Annotated in this window: 17 protein-coding genes; 6 read left to right on the top strand and 11 right to left on the bottom strand. The window is 65.4% G+C overall.

The window, feature by feature from the left end; translation table 11 throughout:
* Nucleotides 1–123: 123 nt before the first annotated feature.
* Complete coding sequence (gene ahcY, locus C7I55_RS14740; protein ID WP_106513716.1) at nucleotides 124–1,536, bottom strand: adenosylhomocysteinase; 1,413 nt, start codon at nucleotides 1,534–1,536, stop codon at nucleotides 124–126.
* Nucleotides 1,537–1,738: 202 nt separating this feature from the next.
* On the opposite strand from ahcY, the gene C7I55_RS14735 reads away from it, so the two are divergent.
* From C7I55_RS14735 to trxC, 3 genes are all read left to right on the top strand, one after another.
* Nucleotides 1,739–3,331 (top strand): phytoene desaturase family protein, encoded by a 1,593-nt coding sequence (locus C7I55_RS14735; protein WP_106513715.1) that lies wholly within the window; start codon nucleotides 1,739–1,741, stop codon nucleotides 3,329–3,331.
* A gap of 147 nt (nucleotides 3,332–3,478) precedes the next feature.
* Nucleotides 3,479–4,195 (top strand): EAL domain-containing protein, encoded by a 717-nt coding sequence (locus tag C7I55_RS14730; RefSeq protein ID WP_106513910.1) that lies wholly within the window; start codon nucleotides 3,479–3,481, stop codon nucleotides 4,193–4,195.
* Between the two features lie 60 nt (nucleotides 4,196–4,255).
* The gene (gene trxC / locus C7I55_RS14725) at nucleotides 4,256–4,699 is read left to right on the top strand and encodes a thioredoxin TrxC (protein ID WP_106513714.1); all 444 of its coding nucleotides are present in this window, start codon (nucleotides 4,256–4,258) and stop codon (nucleotides 4,697–4,699) included.
* 9 nt (nucleotides 4,700–4,708) lie between these two features.
* Here trxC and C7I55_RS14720 read toward each other — a convergent pair whose 3' ends face one another.
* The 4 genes from C7I55_RS14720 to C7I55_RS14705 all read right to left on the bottom strand — a co-directional run bounded on the left by C7I55_RS14720 (nucleotide 4,709) and on the right by C7I55_RS14705 (nucleotide 10,005).
* A complete protein-coding gene (locus C7I55_RS14720; protein WP_106513713.1) occupies nucleotides 4,709–6,508 on the bottom strand; it encodes an acyl-CoA dehydrogenase C-terminal domain-containing protein in 1,800 nt (599 codons plus the stop codon).
* A 58-nt stretch (nucleotides 6,509–6,566) separates the two neighbouring features.
* A complete protein-coding gene (locus C7I55_RS14715) occupies nucleotides 6,567–6,983 on the bottom strand; it encodes a MerR family transcriptional regulator (protein WP_106513712.1) in 417 nt (138 codons plus the stop codon).
* 72 nt (nucleotides 6,984–7,055) lie between these two features.
* Nucleotides 7,056–9,407, bottom strand: a complete 2,352-nt coding sequence (locus C7I55_RS14710; protein ID WP_106513711.1) for a DNA/RNA non-specific endonuclease — start codon at nucleotides 9,405–9,407, stop codon at nucleotides 7,056–7,058.
* Nucleotides 9,408–9,495: 88 nt separating this feature from the next.
* Nucleotides 9,496–10,005, bottom strand: a complete 510-nt coding sequence (locus C7I55_RS14705) for a hypothetical protein (RefSeq protein ID WP_106513710.1) — start codon at nucleotides 10,003–10,005, stop codon at nucleotides 9,496–9,498.
* Nucleotides 10,006–10,272: 267 nt separating this feature from the next.
* Here C7I55_RS14705 and purF point away from each other — a divergent pair, with 267 nt between their 5' ends.
* Both purF and C7I55_RS14695 read left to right on the top strand, forming a co-directional pair.
* Nucleotides 10,273–11,730 (top strand): amidophosphoribosyltransferase, encoded by a 1,458-nt coding sequence (gene purF, locus C7I55_RS14700; protein WP_106513909.1) that lies wholly within the window; start codon nucleotides 10,273–10,275, stop codon nucleotides 11,728–11,730.
* Between the two features lie 266 nt (nucleotides 11,731–11,996).
* A complete protein-coding gene (locus C7I55_RS14695) occupies nucleotides 11,997–12,704 on the top strand; it encodes an SDR family NAD(P)-dependent oxidoreductase (RefSeq protein ID WP_106513709.1) in 708 nt (235 codons plus the stop codon).
* Nucleotides 12,705–12,740: 36 nt separating this feature from the next.
* Here the strand turns inward: C7I55_RS14695 and C7I55_RS14690 are convergent, their stop codons facing one another.
* The 6 genes from C7I55_RS14690 to tpiA form a co-directional block, all read right to left on the bottom strand.
* A complete protein-coding gene (locus tag C7I55_RS14690) occupies nucleotides 12,741–13,763 on the bottom strand; it encodes a 2-oxoacid:ferredoxin oxidoreductase subunit beta (protein WP_106513708.1) in 1,023 nt (340 codons plus the stop codon).
* Nucleotides 13,760–15,640, bottom strand: a complete 1,881-nt coding sequence (locus C7I55_RS14685; protein WP_106513707.1) for a 2-oxoacid:acceptor oxidoreductase subunit alpha — start codon at nucleotides 15,638–15,640, stop codon at nucleotides 13,760–13,762. Before C7I55_RS14685 ends, C7I55_RS14690 begins: the two co-directional genes overlap by 4 nt.
* Nucleotides 15,641–15,885: 245 nt before the next feature.
* Nucleotides 15,886–16,197: a hypothetical protein gene (locus C7I55_RS14680; RefSeq protein WP_106513706.1), complete on the bottom strand. Its 312-nt coding sequence runs from the start codon at nucleotides 16,195–16,197 to the stop codon at nucleotides 15,886–15,888.
* A gap of 152 nt (nucleotides 16,198–16,349) precedes the next feature.
* Nucleotides 16,350–17,978, bottom strand: coding sequence for a CTP synthase (locus tag C7I55_RS14675; protein WP_106513705.1), 1,629 nt, complete (start codon nucleotides 17,976–17,978; stop codon nucleotides 16,350–16,352).
* Between the two features lie 138 nt (nucleotides 17,979–18,116).
* Nucleotides 18,117–18,518 (bottom strand): preprotein translocase subunit SecG, encoded by a 402-nt coding sequence (secG, locus tag C7I55_RS14670; RefSeq protein WP_106513704.1) that lies wholly within the window; start codon nucleotides 18,516–18,518, stop codon nucleotides 18,117–18,119.
* Nucleotides 18,519–18,646: 128 nt separating this feature from the next.
* The gene (gene tpiA / locus C7I55_RS14665) at nucleotides 18,647–19,396 is read right to left on the bottom strand and encodes a triose-phosphate isomerase (RefSeq protein ID WP_106513703.1); all 750 of its coding nucleotides are present in this window, start codon (nucleotides 19,394–19,396) and stop codon (nucleotides 18,647–18,649) included.
* Nucleotides 19,397–19,487: 91 nt separating this feature from the next.
* Between tpiA and C7I55_RS14660 the strand changes: the two genes are divergently transcribed.
* A complete protein-coding gene (locus C7I55_RS14660) occupies nucleotides 19,488–21,470 on the top strand; it encodes a peptidyl-prolyl cis-trans isomerase (protein ID WP_106513702.1) in 1,983 nt (660 codons plus the stop codon).
* Nucleotides 21,471–21,501 lie beyond the last annotated feature (31 nt).

Below are 21,501 nucleotides of genomic sequence, written 5' to 3'. Positions count from 1 at the left end.
ATATGGGGAACCCGCATGCGGCATCAATGGACCCGTCCCTGCCCCCACGATCCACGCAAAAAGGCGAAGGGCGCCCCCACCGCGGGTGGGGACGCCCTCCTTTGCGCCTTTGGCGAGCGCCGCTTAGTAGCGGTAATGCTCCGGCTTGAACGGACCTTCGACCGGCACGCCGATATAGGCGGCCTGCTTGTCGGTGAGCTTCGAGAGCTTGACGCCAAGCTTGTCGAGGTGGAGCGCCGCGACCTTCTCGTCGAGATGCTTGGGCAGGACGTAGACGTCGTTCCCGTAGGTCTCGCTCTTGGTCCAGAGCTCGATCTGCGCCAGCACCTGGTTGGTGAAGGACGACGACATGACGAAGCTCGGGTGGCCGGTCGCGCAGCCGAGATTGACCAGGCGGCCCTTGGCGAGCACGATGATCTTCTTGCCGTCGGAGAATTCGACCTCGTCGACCTGCGGCTTGATCTCGGTCCACTTGTAATTTGCGAGCGCCGCGATCTGGATCTCGCTGTCGAAGTGGCCGATGTTGCAGACGATCGCCATGTTCTTCATGTCGCGCATGTGATCGACGGTGATCACGTCGGCATTGCCGGTCGCGGTGACGAAGATGTCGGCGCGCTTGGCCGCTTCTTCCATGGTGACGACTTCATAGCCTTCCATCGCCGCCTGCAGAGCGCAGATCGGATCGACTTCGGTGACGATCACGCGGGCGCCGCCGTTGCGGAGCGAGGCGGCCGAGCCCTTGCCGACATCGCCGAAGCCGGCCACGCAGGCGACCTTGCCGGCGAGCATCACATCGGTGGCGCGGCGGATCGCGTCGACCAGCGATTCCTTGCAGCCGTAGAGATTGTCGAACTTCGACTTGGTCACCGAGTCGTTGACGTTGATCGCCGGGAACGGAAGCTTGCCCTTCTTGGCGAGCTCGTAGAGGCGGTGGACGCCGGTGGTGGTCTCTTCCGAGACACCCTTGATCGCTTCGACGGTCTTGGTGAGGTAGCCCGGACGCTCGGCGAGGAAGCGCTTCAGCGTCGCGACGAAGATTTCCTCTTCCTCGTTGGTCGGAGCGAACAGCTCTTCACCCGCCTCGACGCGCGCGCCCCAGAGCGCGAACATGGTGGCGTCGCCGCCGTCGTCGAGGATCAGGTTGCAGGTCTGGTCCTGTCCCCAGTCGAAGATACGGACGACATAATCCCAATATTCCTCGAGCGTCTCGCCCTTGACGGCGAATACCGGCACGCCCGACGCTGCGATCGCGGCGGCGGCATGGTCCTGGGTCGAGAAGATGTTGCACGACGCCCAGCGAACGTCGGCGCCGAGCGCGGTCAGCGTCTCGATCAGCACCGCGGTCTGGATCGTCATGTGGAGCGAACCGGTGATGCGGGCGCCCTTGAGCGGCTGCGCGGCGCCATATTCGGAACGCAGCGCCATCAGGCCCGGCATTTCGGTCTCGGCGATCTCGATCTCCTTGCGGCCGAAATCGGCCAGCGCGATGTCACGGATCACATAATCGTCAAAGCTGGTCTGGGGCTGGGTCGCCACGGACGGTCTCCTGATATGAAAATGCCGCCAAAAGCCGGGCGGCGAATGGCCGGCGCTCTACCCGGATGCGGGCGAAGATGCAAATATAAAGATATCTTTATATGTGAACTCGCGGCGGCCTCGACAAGCGCAACCCGAGCGACTGAAGACCTCCGGGCAAGATCGCCTCGCCGATCCGCCGCGTGGCCGTTATAGGACCGTCATGACCAACGCTACATCGGACATCCTCATCATCGGCGCGGGCCACAATGGCCTCGCCTGTGCATATTATCTTGCCGCCGCCGGGATGAAGGTTACGATGTTGGAGCGGCGTCGGGTCGTCGGGGGTGCGGCCGTTACCGAGGAGTTCGCGCCCGGCTTCCGCAATTCCACCGCAAGCTACACGGTCAGCCTGCTCAACCCCAAGGTCATCGAGGACATGGGACTATATCGGCACGGCCTTCAGGTCGTGCTGCGCAGGATGGACAATTTCCTGCCGACCCTCGGCTCGGATTACCTGCTATCCGGACGAGACGGCCTCACCCGCGCCGAGATCGCGCGGCACTCGCCGGCCGATGCCTCAGGCTATGACGCCTATGTCGCGTCGCTCGAATCGGTCGTTGCCCTGCTGCGTGCGTGGCTTCTGAGAGCACCGCCCAATGCCGGCGGCGGCCTCGCCGACATCTTGTCGCTGCTGAAGCTCGGCAATGGCGTCCGGCACATGAACATGGAGGAGCAGCGCACCCTGCTCGATTTCTTCACCAAGTCCGCCGCCGAGATCCTCGAACGCTATTTCAGCACCGACATCGTCAAGGCGCTGTTCGGCTTCGACGCGGTCGTCGGCAATTATGCGAGTCCCTACGCGCCAGGCTCCGCCTATGTGCTCCTCCACCATCTCTTCGGCGAGGCGGCGGGAGTCGCGGGCGCCTGGGGTCACGCGATCGGCGGGATGGGCGCGATCACCCAGGCGATGGCTAAGGCGTGCCGCGAAAAAGGCGTCGAGATCGTCCTCGATACGGCGGTCGACGAGATCATCGTCGAACGCGGCCGCGCCGCCGGGGTCGTCGCGGGCGGCAAGGCCTGGCGGGCCCGCGCCGTGGTTGCCAACGTCAACCCGAAGCTCCTGTTCGGCAGCCTGCTTCCCGATGGGGCAGTGGCGCCGGAGATCAGCCGGCGTATGGCGGGTTGGGGCGCCGAATCGGCCACCTTCCGGATGAACGTCGCCCTGTCGGAGCTGCCGCGCTTCACCAGCCGTCCAGAAGCCGGCGATCACCTCACCGCCGGGATCATCATCGCGCCGTCGCTCACCTATATGGACCGTGCCTATACCAGCGCACGCAGCGAGGGCTGGGCCCGCGAGCCGATCGTCGAAATGCTGATCCCATCGACCCTCGACGACAGCCTGGCACCCGAGGGTGCCCATGTTGCGAGCCTGTTCTGCCAGCATTTTCCCTATCAAGTCGAAGGCGGGTGGGAGAGCCGGGTCGACGAGGCCGCCGACCATATCATCACCCATGTCGACCGTTACGCACCGGGCTTCAAGGCGTCCGTCGTGGGCCGCCTTGCACTGTCGCCCTGGCATCTCGAGCAGCGGTTCAATCTCGTCGGCGGCGACATCTTCCACGGCAAGATGGGTCTCGACCAGCTGTTCTCGGCGCGCCCGATGCTCGGCCACGCCGATTACCGCATGCCGCTCGCTGGCCTTTATCTCTGCGGCTCCGGCGCGCATCCCGGCGGCGGCGTGACGGGCGCTCCAGGCCACAATGCTGCCCATGCGATCCTGGCAGACCGCCGCAAGCTGAAGCGAGCTGCATGATCGAGATCTGGTCGAGCTTACAAACGCAATGTTAACAACGTTCATGTGAAGACGGACGCCTAACTCGCTTGAGGATTTCGCGCCTTGTCTCTTGCCACCCCATGCGCCGGCTGCCGGGACGGCGCAGCCCTCGATTTCGATTTCTCGATGGCGTTGCAGCCGATCGTCGATATCGAGACCGGCCTGCCTTTCGCCTACGAAGCGCTCGTACGCGGGCTCAGCGGTGAAGGCGCAGGCGAAATCCTGCGGCGGGTGACGCCGGAAAATCGCTACGCGTTCGATCAGCGATGCCGGGTCAAGGCGATAGAAGTGGCCGCACGCGCAGGTATCCTCGACTCGGGCGCGCGGCTGTCGATCAACTTTCTTCCCAATGCCGTCTATTCGCCAAAGGCCTGCATCCAGCTGACGCTGAAAACCGCGGCGGCGACGAACTTCCCGACCGACAGGCTGATCTTCGAATTCACCGAAAACGAGGAAATGGCGGATCCCGATCATGTCGCCAACATCGTCAAGACCTACCAGGCGATGGGCTTTGGAACCGCTCTCGATGATTTCGGCGCGGGCCACGCCGGTCTCAACCTGCTCGCCCGCTTTCAGCCGAACATCATCAAGCTCGACATGGAGTTGGTCCGCGGCATCGAAACCAGCCTCCCGCGCCGTGTCATCGTCGAAGGCATCGCGCGGATGTGCGGTCAGCTCGGCATCACGCTCGTGGCGGAAGGGATCGAGACCGAGGCGGAACTCGAGGCGTTGCGGGCGATCGGCATTCGCTACATCCAGGGCTACCTCATTGCCCGTCCCTTGTTCGAAGGCTTGCCTGCCTTCGCGATCCCGAGCGCTTCGGCTGGGCATGCAGTCGCCTGATCGAAGGCGAAACATGACGGTTGAGCAGGAGACGACAGAAGCGTAGCGGCTGCAGATCCCATGGCCGCCACTTTGCCAGATCCGCTGATCGTCGCCTGCCCCGCCTGTGCCGCGCCCAACCGCGTGCCTGCAGCCAGACTTGGAGCAGGCACGTGCGGCAAGTGCCGGTCAGCGCTGTTCGCAGGGAAGCCGCTGACCCTCACCGGATCGAACTTCGATCGTCACGCGCGCACCAGCGATCTCCCGCTTCTGGTGGATTTCTGGGCATCCTGGTGCGGCCCCTGCCGCCAGTTCGCACCGATCTTCGAAACGGCGGCACGCGACTTCGAGCCGCAGCTCCGCCTGGGCAAGGTCGACACCGAAGCCGAGCCAGGCCTCTCCACCCGATTTGCCGTGCGATCGATCCCGAGCCTGATCCTGTTCAGCAAGGGCCGCGAAGTCGCACGCACCGCAGGCGCGATGCCGCTGCAGCAGCTTGCAGCCTGGGTGCGCAGCGTCCTTTAATCGTTCGGTTCAGAACGCTTCGATCGGCAATTCCATCAAAGTGCCGGCGCCGGCTTCGAGCTTGCGGCGGAGCGAGCCTGTTTCGGGCAGCACACGCTCGGCGAAGAACCGCGCGGTGATCAGCTTGGCGCGGTGGAAGTCCCCATCCTCGCTACCCGCGGCGATCGCGGCGGCGCTGGCGCGGGCCATGCGCAGCCACATCAGGCCAAGGCAGACGTGGCCAGTCAGCGTCATGTATGGATAGGCCGCCGCGCCGGCGTTGAGCGGATTCGAAATGCCATTCTGCATCAGCCACATGGTTGCGGTCTGAAGGTCGCCGACTGCCTTTTCGAGCGCGGTGGCGAGCGCCGCGGCATCGCCATCCCCGCTCCTCGCGCTGCCGATCTCCTGGCCGAGCAGATTGAGGAAGGCCTGGATCGCGCGGCCGCCATTGGCGCCGAGCTTGCGGCCGACCAGGTCGAGCGCCTGGATGCCGTTGGTGCCTTCATAGATCTGGGCGATGCGGGCGTCGCGGACGAACTGTTCCATCCCCCATTCACGGATATAGCCATGTCCGCCGAAGATCTGCTGCGCGTTGACCGCGGTTTCGAACCCCTTGTCGGTGAGATAGCCCTTGATCACCGGGGTGAGCAGGCCGAGCAGATCCGACGCCGCCTCGCGCTCCTCCTCGGTCTGCGCCTTGCGGCTGATGTCGACCTGAAGCGCGCCCCACAGGACGAGTGCACGGCCGCCCTCGTTGAACGCCTTGGCTTCCATCAGCATGCGGCGCACGTCGGGATGGACAATGATCGGATCGGCCTTGGCGTGCGGATCGCGCAGATCAGGCACCAGGGCGCGCCCCTGGCGACGATCCTTGGCGTAGGCGACGGCATTCTGGTAGGCGACCTCGCCCTGGGCGAGTCCCTGGATACCGACACCGAGACGCGCTGCGTTCATCATGATGAACATCGCCGCGAGGCCCTTTTCCGGCTCGCCGACCAGATAGCCGGTCGCCTCATCGTAGTTCATCACGCAGGTCGAGTTGCCGTGGATGCCCATTTTCTCCTCGATCGAGCCGCAGACGACGCCATTGCGCGCCCCGAGCGACCCATCCGGATTGACCAGGAACTTGGGCACGATGAACAGGGAAATGCCCTTCACAGTGTCGGGAGCACCAGCAATCTTGGCGAGGACGAGGTGGATGATGTTGTCGGCCAGATCGTGCTCGCCTGAGGAGATGAAGATCTTGGTGCCGGTGACTTTGTAGCTGCCGTCCGCCTGCGGCTCCGCCTTGGTGCGCAGCAGGCCGAGATCGGTGCCGCAATGCGGCTCGGTGAGGTTCATCGTTCCGGTCCAACGTCCGGCGATCATGTTCGGAAGATAGGTCGCTTTCTGTTCGTCGGATCCCTTGACCAGGATCGAGGCGATCGCGCCCTGGGTCAGGCCGTGATACATTTCGAACGCCTGGTTGGCCGAAAGCAGATACTCGCTGATTGCGGTCGCAAGTACCTGCGGCAGGCCCTGGCCGCCGAATTCCTCCGGCGCCGACAGAGTCGTCCACCCTCCCTCGACGAACTGGTCGTAGGCTTGCTTGAAGCCCTTGGGGGTGGTCACCGATCCGTCCTCGTGACGGGTGCATCCTTCCTCGTCGCCGCTGCGGTTGAGCGGTGCGAGCACTTCCGCGGCGAAGCGGCCGCCTTCGCTCAGGATCGCCTCGACCATGTCGGGCGTCGCATTTTCGAAGCTCGGCAGGTTCGAATAGCGGTCCAGGCCGAGCACGTGGTCGAAAATGTAGCGCGTCTCGCGGACGGGGGCGGTGTAAGTCGGCATGATATCCTCTCCGGGGATCGTCGGTTCTCGCGGGCGCCGGCGAGGCCGGCTCCCCCGCTTAGTGGTTCGGGCCGTCGGCGGCCTCGACCATGTCGATGAAGCGCTCGAGCTCGGCGATCGTCGAATCGATGTCGAGCCGCTGCTTCTTCAGCGCGTCGACACGGCCGCGGCACTTTTCTAGAGTGACTCGGCGTTGCGAGGCGCGGCCATCGCCAAGATCGTAAAGATCGATCATCTCGCGGATTTCCGCCAGGCTGAAACCGACCCGCTTGCCGCGCAGGATCCAAGCGAGCCGCGCCCGGTCACGCCAGCCATAGATGCGCGAGAGCCCGTGACGGCGCGGGGCGATCAGCCCCTCGTCCTCGTAGAAACGAAGCGCCCGCGGCGTAACGTCGAATTCCTCGCACAGATCGGTGATCGTGTAGGTCTTCTCGCTCGGAGCCTCGAAGTCGGAATGAAGCGCAGTGTCGGGCATGGCAGAAATCGTACTTTACGATTACGTCAACGTCAAGCGAGGCGCCCGGAGCACCGACAGGCTGAACTCGCCTCAGATCCTCAGATCCTCCAGCGCCTCGATTTCGATGCCGTCCTTATCCTCCACCGCCTCTTGGGCGGAGAGCCTCAGGAGGCTGTCCCACCCGCGGACATCTTCGCCGAAGTCGATGTCGAGCAGGGCCTCGATGTCCGAGATGCGGCGCTGGCGTAGGCGGAACGCGCCGGCGTCGATCGCTTCGGCCAGATTGGCGATCAGACTCTTCTGGTCGAGGAGAAAGCCCGCTGCGGCGGGTGCGGCATCGCCGTCGCGCCAAATGACGACCTTGAAGAACGACAATGGCACCAGCGCGTCCTGCAATCTCTTGTCGGCCTCGCCGAACACCGGGCCGTTCAGCACGCAAAGGCGGCTGCGCTGCTGCTCCCCCTGTTCGGTGATGAAGTTCTCGAGCTCGCCCCACAGCCGCAGCCCTTTGCCGGCCATCGACTGATTGAACTGGAAATGCTGGGGCGCCGAGTTGGTATAGGTGAAGCTGTCCTGGTTCGCCGCCATCGCCTGGGCCTTGTCGCGGCCCCAGGCGACATCTTCGCGGCGGGTCAGATGGCCCTTGTCGTAATCATTGTTGGCGTAGAATGTCCCGCCGAGCTGCTGCGCCGCGTCGAGACGGGGATCGAACTTCCAGCCGGCGTCCCCCTCGGTCCTTCCGACGGTTGCCGGGGCATCGAAATCGATATTGCCTGCGGAGACGTAGGCAAGCCGCCGCGCCGCGCACATCAGCACGCTGAAATGGTGATAGCGCAGCTCGTGCTGGTCCTGTGGACGTGCCGGTCGCGGCACCGTCAGCAGGCCGCCGAACCGCGGCACGCGCTTGATCGTCGGCATCGGCACCTTGATCCCCAGGAAATGCCGATCGAAGCCGCGCCGATCGGCGAGGTCGGGCGGCAGCGCCTCCGTGAGTTCCTCGGCCACGGCCGTGCGTGTTCCGGCGACAGTTGAGGCGACGATGGCGCCCGATGCTCCCGGCGCCAGACTTACCGTGATCCGGAGCGGCAGATCGACGATGACGTCTCGGCTGCCCAGGCCGATCTCCGCCGGCGGCGGAGTCGACGACGCGGACTCACCCTCGAACGATCCGGTAGCAGGTGACGGTGCAGGAGCGGCCGTAACGGCCGACGGCGCTGTCGCGACGGCGGACGGGGCTGCCGCAGCGACGGCGGGCGCCGGACCTGATCGGGCATGGACCATCTCCGTCTCCTGCGCTTCACTGACCCCGCCGAGCACGGCCGGCGGGCTGGCAGAGAGGAAGCGGTCGAGAAGATCGCGCTCATGCGGCTGCACCGGCGCCCGCTCGATGAAATTGACCAGGCTGGAGACTCGGATGCCTTCGTTCGCGATCCACTGGAGATCGTCGAGGCTTTGCGTGCCGCGGTCGAACACATGTCCGTCCTTGTCGAGCCAGTTGCCCTTCTCGTCCTCGGCCGGAACCCCGGAGTGGTGGAGCGCGATCACCTCCCATTGATCGTTGAGCACCGGTGATCCCGACGATCCCTTCTCGGTGTCCGCCTGGTAGTGCAGGAACGCGCCCAGGTCCTCGGCCCCTTTCTCGTCGCCGGTGCGTAAGTCGAGCACCTTGTTGTCGCGCAGCACCACTTCCTTCTCGCGGCCGAGGGGATGCTGGATGATGTTGATATAATCCTTGCCGGTCAGCGCGATCTTGCCCTGCGCGGAGATCAGGGGCAGCCAGCCGTAGCTTTCGACGAGAATGCCGCGATCGCTCTTGGGCGCGACTGCCACGAGAGCGAAATCGAGCGCCTTGTCGTTCAGAAAGAAACGCGGCGGTTCCAGCACGAAGATCTGCGATCTCTTCTCCGCACCGAACCAATTCTGCTCGTAATCCATTTCGACGACGCAGGCGGCGGCGAGCGTAGAGGACGTCAGCACATGCTCGTTGGTGATCAGCAGCCCCGGCGCGACCAGAAAGCCGGTGCCGCGGGCGACATAGCCGCTCCCCGTCTTCATAATGATGCGACCAACGCTCCGCGCGGCGGCGAGTCCGCGTTCGAGAAACTCGACGGAAAGGAAATCGCGGGCACCGATCACGGCTTCATGGATCAGCTCGTTGTCGAGTTCGTCCGCCTGGATGGGCGTGTCGCGCTCCGCCAGGGCCCGCAGACGGGCGTTGGCGATCGGACGGCGGTGTCGCGAGGCCCGGCGGACGTCCTGGATCAGGTGATTTACCCGCAAGGCGAGGCGCGCCGGACTGTCGGCCTCCAAATAATTCTCGTCCTCCATCGCCTTGCCGCGCGCCTCACGGATCTTGCGGCGATCGTCCCAGCGCACGGCCGATTCCTCGGCGCGTTGGATCAACTGGTCGTCAAGCGAATCGCGTTTTGCCGGTGCGCTCATGGCTCCCCTCCCCGTGAAGAACAGGCCACCTTAACGCGATTCGTGCGCGAGTGCGCGCCCCTCCCGATCCGGGATGGAGAGACTCAGCTCAGCAGAGCGGGTCCCCGGCGAGGTCCTTCGCCTTGGCCGCATCGGCCGCAGTGGTTCCAGTGCGGGTGAAGCTGACGTTCGCCATGCCCGCGCGAGCGCCGCAATAATATGCACAGCCCACCGGCAAGGTGCTGGGAAGGGTGATCTTGCCGTCCTGGAACCGCGCCTGGATCGTGCAACTGGAATCGCCCGTCATCGTCAGCGTCAGACGATCATCCGTGCGGACGGCCGTGCCGGCGCCGGCGCAGCTGTGCATGTTCCCGCCCCATACGATCAGCCCGAACTGAGTGGCGCTTCCTTTTTCGACCATGCAGAGCTGATTCTTCTGGTCACCGCTGCCGCTCTCGTAGAGGCCGGTCAGCGCCGTCGCCGACGATGCGGCGGACGAGGCGGCACCTGCCTCCGTCTGCGCCGCCGGTGCGGCGCCGTTACCGGCCTGATCGTTGCCCTCCGACGCACCACCTCCGCAGCCGGTCACCAGAACGAGCAACAGGAGCGACTTCTTCATGCTCTTCTCCGGACACTCTCGATTGCGCCGCCCGCGACTCGCCGGCGTGGTGAAAGGCGTGAACCCCGTTCCTGGTTCCTGCCAGCCAGCCCCCGTTCAGGCAACCGGGCGTAGTGACAGTCCGTTCCATAATCCACATCAAAATCAAACGGCCAGGGGCGACAAACCGCCCTTCCCTCCCTATATGGGCGCGCATCGGTGGGCACTTCCGATCGTATCCGGTGGGGCGGGTCCGGCACGGCAAAAGCATTGCGGGGCAACATGAACATGCTGACGACCAATCCGTTCGACGACGACAAGCTGCGCGAAGAATGCGGCGTGTTCGGTGTGTGGGGCGCCGACAGCTCCTCGGCGCTGGTCGCGCTCGGGCTTCATGCCCTGCAGCATCGCGGTCAGGAAGCGGCGGGCATCACCACCTATGATGGACACCAATTCCATTCGCATCGTGCGATGGGGCATGTCGCCGGCAATTTCGACCGCGACGACATCATTCGCAAGCTTGCCGGGCGCGCTGGCATCGGCCATGTCCGCTATTCGACCACCGGCGAGACGGCGATCCGCAACGTCCAGCCGCTGTTCGCCGAACTGTCGTCGGGCGGGTTCGCGGTCGCGCATAACGGCAATCTCTCGAACGCGACCAAGCTCCGCCGCGAGCTCAACCGCCGCGGCTCGATCTTCCAATCGACGTCCGACACCGAGACGATCATCCACTTGGTGGCGACGTCGACCTACCGGACTTTGCTCGATCGCTTCATCGATGCGCTGAAGCAGGTAGAAGGCGCTTACTCGCTGATCTGCCTGACCAGCGAGGGCATGCTCGCCTGCCGAGATCCCCTCGGTATCCGCCCGCTCGTCATGGGCCGGCTCGGCGACGCCTACATCTTCGCCTCCGAGACTGTGGCGCTCGACGTCGTCGGCGCAACCTACATCCGATCGGTGGAGCCGGGTGAACTGATCATCGTCTCCGATCGCGGCATCCGCTCGCACCGTCCGTTCGCGCCGGTCCGCCCGCGCCCGTGCATCTTCGAGCATGTCTATTTCTCGCGCCCCGACAGTATCGTCGACGGATCGTCCGTTTACTCGGTGCGCAAGCAGATCGGCGCCGAGCTCGCGATCGAGAATCCGGTCGAGGCCGATTTCGTCGTTCCGGTACCCGACTCGGGCGTGCCGGCGGCGATCGGTTACGCCCAGCAGAGCGGAATCCCGTTCGAACTCGGTATCATCCGCTCGCATTATGTCGGCCGCACCTTCATCCAGCCGAGCGACCAGGTCCGCCACCTCGGCGTCAAGCTCAAGCACAATGCCAATTCGGCACTGATCCAGGGCAAGCGCCTCGTTCTCATCGATGATTCGATCGTCCGCGGCACCACCTCGCTCAAGATCGTTCAGATGCTCCGCGAAGCGGGCGCGCGCGAGGTTCACATGCGCATCGCATCGCCGCCGACCCGCCACAGCTGCTTCTACGGCGTCGACACGCCGGAGCGGGCGAAACTGCTCGCGGCGCAGATGAACGTCGCTCAGATGAACGACTATATCAAGGCTGACAGCCTCGCCTTCATCTCGATCGAGGGCCTCTACCGCGCGGTCGGCGAAGACGCCCGGGACGACGCCCAGCCGCAATATTGCGACGCCTGTTTCACCGGCGCCTATCCGACCCGTCTCACGGATCAGGAAGAAGCCGAGCCGGCCGACCAGCTGGCGCTCCTGGCCGAACGCTACGCCTGACCCGGCGCAAGGGCTACCCGGCGTCCGCTCCTGGACGTCATCCCAGCGGAAGCTGGGATCTCGTCGGGTGAAGGGCGCCGGCGTCTGTAGCGACCTGAGATCCCAGCTTTCGCTGGGATGACGAAGAGGTGGTTCCAGTCGGAAACGCGCAATGCGCCGCCTCTGACTCTTCACCTCACTCCCGGGCTGCTCCTCTCTGCCACCCCTCTGGCCAAGAGGCACGCCACTCCCTAGGGCTCCGGCAGTTCTGAACACGGAGTTCCCCAGTGTCTAAGTTCCTGGAAGGCCGTCTCGCGCTCGTCACCGGGGCCAGCCGCGGCATCGGCGCCGCCACCGCCGAAGCGCTCGCCGCCGCTGGCGCGCACGTCATCCTCACTGCGCGCACCGCAGAGGCGCTCGAACAGGTCGAGGAGCGCATCCATGCCGCCGGCGGCAGCGCGACGATCGCGCCGATGGACCTTACCGAGAGCGACAGCATAGCGCGGCTCGCAACCGCGGTGGCCGGCCGGTGGGAAGCGCTCGACTTGCTCGTGCTGAATGCGGCAACGCTGGGATCGCTGACCCCGGTGGCGCAGATCGACGGCGCCGAATTCAACCGCGTCCTGACCTTGAACGTGCTCGCCAGCCAGGCGATGATCGCCGGCTTCGATCCGCTGCTGCGCAAGAGCGCGGCCGGGTGGCTGCTTGCGGTGACTTCCAGCGTCGGCCGCACCCCTCGCGCTTATTGGGGCGCTTATGGTGCGTCGAAGGCGGCGCTCGAGACGCTCGTTCAAAGCTATGGCGAGGAAGTCCGCAATGTCGCGCCGATCAGGGTTGCGATCGTCGACCCGGGCGCGACAGCCACGACGATGCGCGCCCGCGCCTTTCCCGGCGAGAACCCGGAGACACTGAAAAAGCCCGAGGCGGTCGCCGAGGCGATGCTCGCCCTCCTCGAAGCGGGGTTCGAGACCGGACACCGGCTGGAGATCGGCTGAGCGCAAACCCTCCCCGAGCCCTGCTCGGGGAGATCCTCAGATGAGGTGCGGTTCCTTGGTCACTTCCCAGCTCTGACCCTTCGAAACCAGAGCCTGGAGGTCCGGCACCTTACCGGACGCAGCCTGCGCATTCTGCTCGACGACTGCGCTCTCGAAGGTCGGCGCCGGATCCTCATAGAGAACGCCCAAGGCGGTCGGGAACGCGCCGAACGGCATCTCGACCAGCATGTGCGCGACCGAACGGTTGCGCGGATCGTGGACCAGCACCTCGGCAGCCTGCCAATCGCCGTCGACCACGTCGACGACCTTGAGCGCAAGCGCCTCGCGATCGAGCGCGATGCCCTTGGTGCCGGCGGAGAACAGCATCGGCTCGCCGGCCTTCAGCCACAGCTGGTTGCCGGAATTCTCCTTGGCGGTGAACGGCGCGAACACGTCGTCATTGTACACGATGCAATTCTGGTAGATCTCGACGAACGCGGCGCCCTTGTGCGCATGGGCGGCCTTGAGCACGTCGGGCAGGTTCTTGTGCACGTCGATACCGCGGGCGATGAACCGGGCGCCGGATCCGAGCGCGAACGCGCACGGGCTCGCCGGTCGATCGACCGACCCGAACGGAGTCGAGGGCGAGCGCGTGCCGACGCGGCTGGTCGGCGAATACTGGCCCTTGGTCAGGCCATAGATCTCGTTGTTGAACAGCAGGATCTGGCAATCGAGATTGCGGCGCAGCACGTGCATCGTGTGATTGCCGCCGATCGAAAGGGCATCCCCGTCCCCGGTGATGATCCATACCGACAGATCCGGATTGGCGAGCTTGATCCCGGTTGCGAAGGTCGGCGCGCGGCCGTGAATCGTATGAAAGCCGTACGTTTCCATGTAATAGGGAAAGCGGCTCGAGCAGCCGATGCCCGAAACAAACACCGTGTTCTCCGGGCGCACGCCGATTTCCGGCAAGGTGCGCTGCACCGCCTTCAGCACGGCATAATCGCCGCAGCCCGGGCACCAGCGGACCTCCTGGTCGGTGGCGAAATCCTTCGCCGTGAGCTTGGTCATCTCGTTCATTGCAGCGCTTCCTGAATGGCCGCCTCGATCTCAGCGATCTTGAAGGGCTGACCGGAGACTTTGTTCACCGGGCGGGCGTCGACCAGATATTGATCGCGCAGCACCGTCTTGAGTTGGCCCGTGTTCATCTCGGGCACGATCACCTTGTCGAAGCTCTTGAGCAAGTCGCCGAGATTCTTGGGCAGCGGCCAGATGTGGCGGATGTGGATGTGGCTGACGTCCAGACCCTTGGCGCGGGCACGTCGCACCGCCTGGTGGATCGGGCCGTATGTCGAGCCCCAGCCAACCACGGCCAGCGTACCGCCCGCGGCGCCGAGGCAGACATCCTGTTCCGGAATGGCGTCGGCGATCCCGAGCACCTTGTTCTGGCGGATGTCGGTCATCGTCTGGTGGTTGGCCGGCGCGTAGTCGATATGGCCGGTACCGACATTCTTCTCGATGCCGCCGATGCGGTGGGTGAGGCCGTAGGTGCCCGGACGGATCCATGGCCGCTTCAGCTTCTCGTCGCGTGCGTACGGATTGAAGCCGGCGCCCTCTTCCGGGACCTCTTCGTAGAATTCCACCTTGAACGGCTGGTAGCCGGACATGTCCGGCACCTTCCACGGCTCGGCCGCATTGGCGATATAGCCGTCGGTAAGCAGCATCACCGGGGTCATGTACTGGACGGCGATCCGGCACGCCTCGATCGCGCAGTCGAACGCGTCGGCGGGCGAGCGGGCGGCGATCACCGGCATCGGCGCGTCGCCGTTGCGGCCGTAGACTGCCTGGTAGAGATCCGATTGCTCGGTCTTCGTCGGCAGGCCGGTGGACGGCCCGCCGCGCTGCGAATTGATGATGACCAGCGGCAGCTCGGTCATGATCGCGAGACCCATCGCCTCGGCCTTGAGCGCGATACCTGGCCCTGAGGAGGAGGTGACGCCGAGGCTGCCCGCATAGCTGGCACCGATCGCCGAGCCGATCGCCGCGATCTCGTCCTCGGCCTGGAAGGTGGTGACTCCGAATTCTTTAAGGCGCGAGAGATGATGGAGGATCGCCGACGCCGGGGTGATCGGATAGCCGCCGAAGAACATCTTGAGGCCGGCGAGCTGCGCGCCGGCGACAAGACCCATCGAAATCGCCTCGGCGCCATTGACCGTGCGATAGAGGCCGGGCTCGGCCGGGGCAGGCTCGATATGGTGTTGCGGGATCTGGCCGCCGATCTCCGCCGTCTCGCCATAAGCATGGCCGGCGTTCAAGGCGGCGATATTCGCCTCGACAAGCTCGGGCGCCTTGGCGAACTTCGTCCGCAGCCATTGCTCGATCGGGCCGCGATCACGGTCGAACATCCAGAGCGCGAGACCGAGCGTCCACATGTTCTTGCAGCGCAGCGCTTCCTTGTTGCCGAGGCCGAACGGCTTCACGGCATCGAGGGTGAGCTGCGAGATGTTGAACTTGATGAGCTGCCATTTGGCGAGCGAGCCGTCTTCCAGCGGATTGCCTTCATAGCCCGCCTTGGCGAGGTTGCGGACGCCGAACTCGCCCTCGTCCGCGATAATCAGTCCACCGGGTTTGAGATCGTTGACGTTGGTCTTGAGCGCCGCGGGGTTCATCGCGACCAGCACGTCGGGCGAGTCTCCGGCGGTCTCGATTGCGGTTGAACCGAAATTGATCTGAAAGGCGGAGACGCCGAAGGTCGTCCCCTGCGGCGCGCGGATCTCGGCCGGGAAATCGGGAAAGGTGGCGAGGTCGTTGCCGGCCAGCGCAGTGGACAGGGTGAACTGGCCTCCGGTCAGCTGCATGCCGTCGCCGCTGTCTCCGGCGAAGCGGACGACGACCGCCTCCGGCGCCGGATGCGCATTGGCTTCTTCGGGGGTGAGGAGATGCGTGGCCGTCGCCATCGGGCAGAGTTCCTGAACTGTCTGTTGCGGCCCCTTCCATCCCCGAGGAGCGCATCGGCCCTAGGTAGACAATCGAAGCCCGTTTCTCAACGCGCGCTCAAACAAAAGCGCGGCAAACGAGAGGCTTGAAGCGCGCGTTGGTAACGCGCGCAGTGCGTGGTGCGCTCCATAACCCCATGCGGCCGCTTTGACGAGAGGCGGCGCGACAGACCGCGACGCTGAACAAGGAACGCCGTCCTGCTTTTCTATTGTGCGTTGCCGGCGGCAACAGGCTCGGACGCGTTGCCGGTCTCGCCGGCCGCGGCATTGCCACCGAAGATCTCCATATCCGCGGCCTCGTCCGCGGCCGCATCGTTCGCAAGCTCTTCGTCCTGCGCGAGCACGGCGGCATTCGCCTCAGCGGCCTCGATCAGCTCGTTCTGCTCGGCGGCAGGGGATATCTCGTTGCCGGTGCCGGGCGCATCGGCGCGGTCGCAGGCGGCGGTTGCGAGCGCCGCGGCGGCAAGGCCGGCAACAGCGGCAACTCGCCTGTCCCGCCGGATCTCACCTTTGCTCACTTTCCCTCCCCTGCCCCGACGATCCGACTCTGCTTGATTCTACAGGTTCGTGCGGGTTCGTGAAGGCGGAAAGACGACGCCTGAGAGCGCGGGGCGTGACCGCCGATTCGGCTTCGGTGCCGCGGCAAGAAAGCTCTCGTCGTGCGCCCAGCCTACACCAGGCGGCTCTGCTTCACCGCCGCTTCGATGAAGCTCGCGAACAGCGGATGCGGATCGAACGGCTTCGACTTCAATTCCGGATGGAACTGGACGCCCACGAACCACGGATGATCCGGCCGCTCGACGATCTCGGGCAACGTGCCGTCCGGGCTCATGCCGCTGAAGATCAGGCCGCCGGCTTCGAGCGCCCCCTTGTAGTGGGCGTTGACCTCGTAGCGGTGGCGGTGCCGCTCGCTGATCCGGGTGCCGCCGTAAATGGCGGCGACGTGGCTATTGCCGTCCAGCGTCGCCTCATAGGCACCGAGGCGCATGGTGCCGCCAAGATCGCCATTGGCGGCGCGCTTCTCGAGCCCCTCCTTGCCCATCCACTCAGTGATCAGGCCGACCACCGGCTCCTCGGTGTCGCCGAACTCGGTGGTGCTGGCGCCGCGCAGCCCGGCAGTGTTCCGCGCGCCTTCAATACAGGCCATCTGCATGCCGAGGCAGATGCCGAAGAACGGCACCTTGCGCTCACGGGCAAACTGCACGCTCGCGATCTTGCCCTCTGAACCACGCTCGCCGAAGCCGCCAGGAACGAGGATGCCGTGCATCGGCTCAAGATGGGACGGCACGTCCGCTTCCTCGAACAATTCCGCGTCGAGCCACTTGATGTTGACCTTCACGCGATTGGCAAGGCCGCCGTGGACGAGCGCTTCCGTCAGCGACTTGTAGGCGTCGGGAAGCCCGACATACTTGCCCACGACCCCAATCGTCACCTCGCCTTGCGGGTTGAACAGGCGATCGAGGATGTCGTCCCAGCGCGAGATGTCCGGTTCCGGCGCGTCCTCGATACCGAAGGCGCGCAGCACCTCGGCGTCGAGCCCTTCACGATGATATTGGAGCGGCACCGAATAGATGCTCTTGGCATCGAGCGCCGGGATCACCGCTTCCTTCCGCACATTGCAGAATTGGGCGATCTTCGCACGGTCGCTGTCCGGCAGGGGCCGATCGACTCGGCAGAGCAGCAAATCCGGCTGGATGCCGAGCGAGGTCAGATCGCGGACGGAATGCTGGGTCGGCTTCGTCTTAAGCTCGCCGGCGGCCGCGATATAGGGGATGAGCGTGGTGTGGATCGAGACCGTCTGGGTACGCCCGAGATCGTTGCGGAGCTGGCGGATCGCCTCAATGAAGGGAAGCGACTCGATGTCGCCCACGGTTCCGCCGATCTCGCAGATCAGGAAATCGAGATCGTCGACCTCGGCCCGCGCGAACGCCTTGATCTCGTTGGTGACATGCGGGATCACCTGGACGGTGGCACCGAGATAATCGCCGCGTCGTTCCTTGGTGATGATGTCCCGGTAAATGCGCCCAGTGGTGATATTGTCCGACTGGCGCGCAGCGACCCCGGTGAAGCGCTCGTAATGTCCGAGATCGAGATCGGTCTCGGCGCCATCGTCGGTCACATAGACTTCGCCATGCTGATACGGCGACATCGTCCCCGGATCGACGTTCAAATACGGGTCGAACTTGCGAATGCGGACCTTGTAGCCACGCGCCTGGAGGAGAGCGGCAAGCGATGCCGCCATGAGACCTTTGCCGAGGCTGGAGACCACGCCGCCGGTGATGAAAATGAACCGCGCCATGGGAGTTACCGGATAGTGGGGCGGACCGCGCAAGGGCAAGGCCGCGAATCAGAAAGCGGGCGGATTATTTTCATGCCCAGTCACGATCCGGGGATGATCGGCACCCCCGGATGCAACGCGTTGCGATGGAAACGGCCGTTATTGGGCGAGCGGAACCGCGCCATTGGACGGTGCTGGCGCGGGCGTCGCAGCCGGCGCCGGCGCACGCTGCGCGGCGCCCGTCAGCGGATCGGTGGCCGGCGCCACGGGTGCGCCGACCGGGGCCACTGGACCGGGGCCCGGCGCGACGGTCGCGGGATCGATGCTCATAGGCGCCCGCTCGATCGCGGCAAGGCCGGCGAGCACGATCGAAAGGATCACGAACAGACCGCCCAGAATCGAGGTCGCGCGGGTGAGAAAATCGGCGGCCCCGCGGGCCGACATCAGGCCCGAGGGGCTGCCGCCCATGCCGAGGCCGCCGCCTTCCGAGCGCTGCATCAGGATCACCGCGACAAGCGCGGCGGCGACGAGGGTCTGGACGATCAGGAAGAAGGTGAACATCGAACGTCTTTCAAGCGGGCGCACCGCGGCGGAGCCGCTGCGCGCCGGAGATGTGGGATTTGTGCCGCGATCTAGTCGATCGCGGACAAAGGTTCAACCGCGGCGGTCCCGCGCTGGGATGGTTCCGGTCAGCTCTGCGCCGCGGCCTCGATGATCGGAACGAACTGCTCGGCATTGAGGCTGGCGCCGCCGACCAGCGCGCCATCGACATTGTCGACCGCGAACAATTCGGCCGCATTGTCGCCCCGTACCGAACCGCCATAGAGAATGCGGATGCGGCCGCCGGCGTCGCCGAAGCGATCAACCAGCACCTTGCGGACAAGGCCATGGATTTCTCGGACGTCGTCGCAGGTGGCGGTGCGGCCGGTGCCGATCGCCCAGATCGGCTCGTAGGCGACGACCAGCTCAGCGTCGCCGGAAAGCTCGGGAATGGAGCCGGCGAGCTGTGCCGAGCAGCGGGTGATCGCATGTCCACCCATGCGCTCCTCCTCGCTCTCGCCGATGCAGACGATCGTCTGCAGCCCGGCAGCGAGCGCCGCCTGGGCCTTGGCGCGGACGATCGCATCCGATTCTTGCTGTTCGGCGCGGCGCTCGCTGTGGCCGACGATAACGAGCTTTGCCCCCGCTTCCTTGAGCATGGTCGCCGAGACGTTGCCGGTGAAGGCGCCGGAAGACTGATGATGGCAATCCTGGCCGCCGATCGGAATCCCGCCGCCGCGGGCCACCGCCGACGCGATCAGCGTGAAAGGCGGACAAATGGCGACGTCGACCCCGGACGCGGCGCGGGCCGCTGCAGCAATCGCGCCCAGCTCCGTCAGCTGATGGAGGCTGCCGTTCATCTTCCAATTGCCGGCAACGAGCTTGCGGCGGACATGCATCGGCCTACCCCTCTTCCTGTTCTGATCGTTCCCGTTCGCCTACCAACCGGAGGGCGGGCTGCCAAGCTTGCCCGCTGCCCCCGCCGCTTCTATGACCTGCCGCAAAACCAGCTTCCAAGGTAACAAGATGCTCTCCTTCTTCCGCCGCGGTCCAGTGGCCAAGCTCATGCTTCTCGTCCTCGGCATCGGCATCTTCGCGATCGTCATCACCGGCTTCGGCACCGGCGGCGGCGGGCTCGGCGGCATCGACACCGCGGGAAGCGGGGGCGCGATCGCGTCGGTCGACGGAGAGAAGCTTACGGCGGCGGACGTGACCCAGGTCACCCAGCAGGAGCTCGCGCGCTTCCGGCAGCAGCAGCCCGATCTGGATCTCACCGCCTTCCTGCGCCAGGGCTCGCTGGAGATCATCGTCGATCAGATGATCGACATGGCCGCCATCACCGCCTTCGGCGAGGATATGGGCTTGGTGGCGACCCGGGCGATGGTGGAGCGCGAGATCCAGCGTGATCCGCGTTTCCGCAATCTCGCCGGCCAGTTCGACAACGCCACCTTTCAGCGCTTCCTCCAATCGGAGAAGGTCAGCGAGCAGAAATATCGCGACGACGTCGCCAACCGCCTGATCCAGCGCCAGCTGGTGGCGCCCGCCGCAGGCTCGGTGTTCGTGCCCCAGGGTTTTGCCGCCCAATATGCGTCCTTGCTGCTCGAGAAGCGCTCGGGGCTGGTCGGCGCCGTTCCCGCCGCGGCGATGGGGCCAGGCCGTGAACCGACGGACGCCGAGGTCGCAACCTTCTATCAGCAGAATATCGGTCGCTATACGATCCCGGAGCGCCGCACGATCCGATACGCACTGTTCGGCCGCGAGACGGTGGCGGCGGCAACCAAGCCGACCGACGCGGAGATCCAGGCGGCCTATAAGCGCGACCAGGCGACCTATGGCGCCAGGGAAACGCGGTCGCTGTCGCAGGTTGTGCTTCCCGATGAAGCCTCTGCGCGCAGCCTCGCCCAGAAGATCGCCGCCGGCACCGCGTTCGACGCCGCGGCGCTGCAGGCCGGCTTCGGCGCGGGCGACATCGCCGTTGGCGAGCAGAGCAGGGACGCTTATGCCCGGATCAGCGCGCCGAACGTCGCCAACGCGGTGTTCGGCGCTGCCGAGGGCGCAACCGTTGGTCCGCTTCGTTCGCCGCTCGGCTGGCATGTGGTCCGCGTCGACCAGGTCAAAGCCGTCGCCGGCCGCCCGTTCGAGGCGGTGCGCGCGGAAATTGCCGCCAAGCTCGAGCAGGAGAAGTCGGTCGCGGCGCTCGGCGATCTCGCCGGCCGCATCGAGACGGCGATCAGCGAGGGCGCCAATTTCCAGGAGATCGCCCAACGCGAGAAGCTGAGCGTCCAGGAGACTCCGCCGGTGACTGGGTCCGGTGCTGCGCCGGGCGCCGCACAATGGCAGCCGACTCCGGAGCTGCAACCGCTACTGCGCACCGCCTTCGAGGTCGAGGCCAATGCCGAGCCGGTCGTCGAGGCGATCACGCCCAATGAGCGCTTCGCAATGATGATCGTCACCAACGTCGTGCCCGCCGCGGCTCCGCCCGTCGCTCAGATTCGCGACCGGGTGAAGGCCGATCTGATCGCCCGCCGCGCCAACGATCGCGCCAGGGCGATAGCCACCGCCTTGCTCTCCAAGATCAACGCCGGAACTTCGCCTGCCCAGGCGTTTGCCGAGGCGCAGGTCAAGCTGCCTGGCGTTCAGCCGGTCACCGCGGCGCGGATCGACATCGCTCGACAGGGCCAGCAGGTGCCGCCGCCGCTCGCGATGCTGTTCAGCCTGCCCCGCGGAAAGGCCAAACTCATCCCGGCTCCGAACGGGGCGGGCTGGTTCGTCGTCTATTTGGACAAGATCGTGCCCGGCGACGCGAGCAAGGAAGCCGCGCTGATTGCGAGCGTGAAGAACCAGTTCAGCGAAGTGGTCGGCAACGAATATGTCGATCAGCTGAGCGCGGCGGTGCGCGCTCGCACCAAGGTCAAGCGCAACGAAGAAGCGGTCCAGGCGCTCAAGAAGCAGCTGACCGGCGGCGGCCAGTGACACCCGGCTCTCCCGCGTGGGCGCGGCCCAC

Origin of the sequence: Allosphingosinicella deserti, assembly GCF_003012735.1 — a bacterium.
Lineage (GTDB): Bacteria > Pseudomonadota > Alphaproteobacteria > Sphingomonadales > Sphingomonadaceae > Allosphingosinicella > Allosphingosinicella deserti.
The sequence above is the reverse complement of the archived record's forward strand: the minus strand, read 5'-3'. Positions and strand labels throughout refer to the sequence as shown.

What these genes read in the sequence shown, in the direction of transcription:
- C7I55_RS14735 (WP_106513715.1), top strand. Translation starts at nt 1,739, where the DNA reads ATGACCAACGCTACATCGGACATCCTCATCATCGGCGCGGGCCACAAT.
- C7I55_RS14730 (WP_106513910.1), top strand. Translation starts at nt 3,479, where the DNA reads ATGGCGTTGCAGCCGATCGTCGATATCGAGACCGGCCTGCCTTTCGCC.
- trxC (WP_106513714.1), top strand. Translation starts at nt 4,256, where the DNA reads ATGGCCGCCACTTTGCCAGATCCGCTGATCGTCGCCTGCCCCGCCTGT.
- C7I55_RS14720 (WP_106513713.1), bottom strand. Translation starts at nt 6,508, where the DNA reads ATGCCGACTTACACCGCCCCCGTCCGCGAGACGCGCTACATTTTCGAC.
- C7I55_RS14715 (WP_106513712.1), bottom strand. Translation starts at nt 6,983, where the DNA reads ATGCCCGACACTGCGCTTCATTCCGACTTCGAGGCTCCGAGCGAGAAG.
- C7I55_RS14710 (WP_106513711.1), bottom strand. Translation starts at nt 9,407, where the DNA reads ATGAGCGCACCGGCAAAACGCGATTCGCTTGACGACCAGTTGATCCAA.
- C7I55_RS14705 (WP_106513710.1), bottom strand. Translation starts at nt 10,005, where the DNA reads ATGAAGAAGTCGCTCCTGTTGCTCGTTCTGGTGACCGGCTGCGGAGGT.
- purF (WP_106513909.1), top strand. Translation starts at nt 10,273, where the DNA reads ATGCTGACGACCAATCCGTTCGACGACGACAAGCTGCGCGAAGAATGC.
- C7I55_RS14690 (WP_106513708.1), bottom strand. Translation starts at nt 13,763, where the DNA reads ATGAACGAGATGACCAAGCTCACGGCGAAGGATTTCGCCACCGACCAG.
- C7I55_RS14685 (WP_106513707.1), bottom strand. Translation starts at nt 15,640, where the DNA reads ATGGCGACGGCCACGCATCTCCTCACCCCCGAAGAAGCCAATGCGCAT.
- C7I55_RS14675 (WP_106513705.1), bottom strand. Translation starts at nt 17,978, where the DNA reads ATGGCGCGGTTCATTTTCATCACCGGCGGCGTGGTCTCCAGCCTCGGC.
- secG (WP_106513704.1), bottom strand. Translation starts at nt 18,518, where the DNA reads ATGTTCACCTTCTTCCTGATCGTCCAGACCCTCGTCGCCGCCGCGCTT.
- tpiA (WP_106513703.1), bottom strand. Translation starts at nt 19,396, where the DNA reads ATGCATGTCCGCCGCAAGCTCGTTGCCGGCAATTGGAAGATGAACGGC.
- C7I55_RS14660 (WP_106513702.1), top strand. Translation starts at nt 19,488, where the DNA reads ATGACCTGCCGCAAAACCAGCTTCCAAGGTAACAAGATGCTCTCCTTC.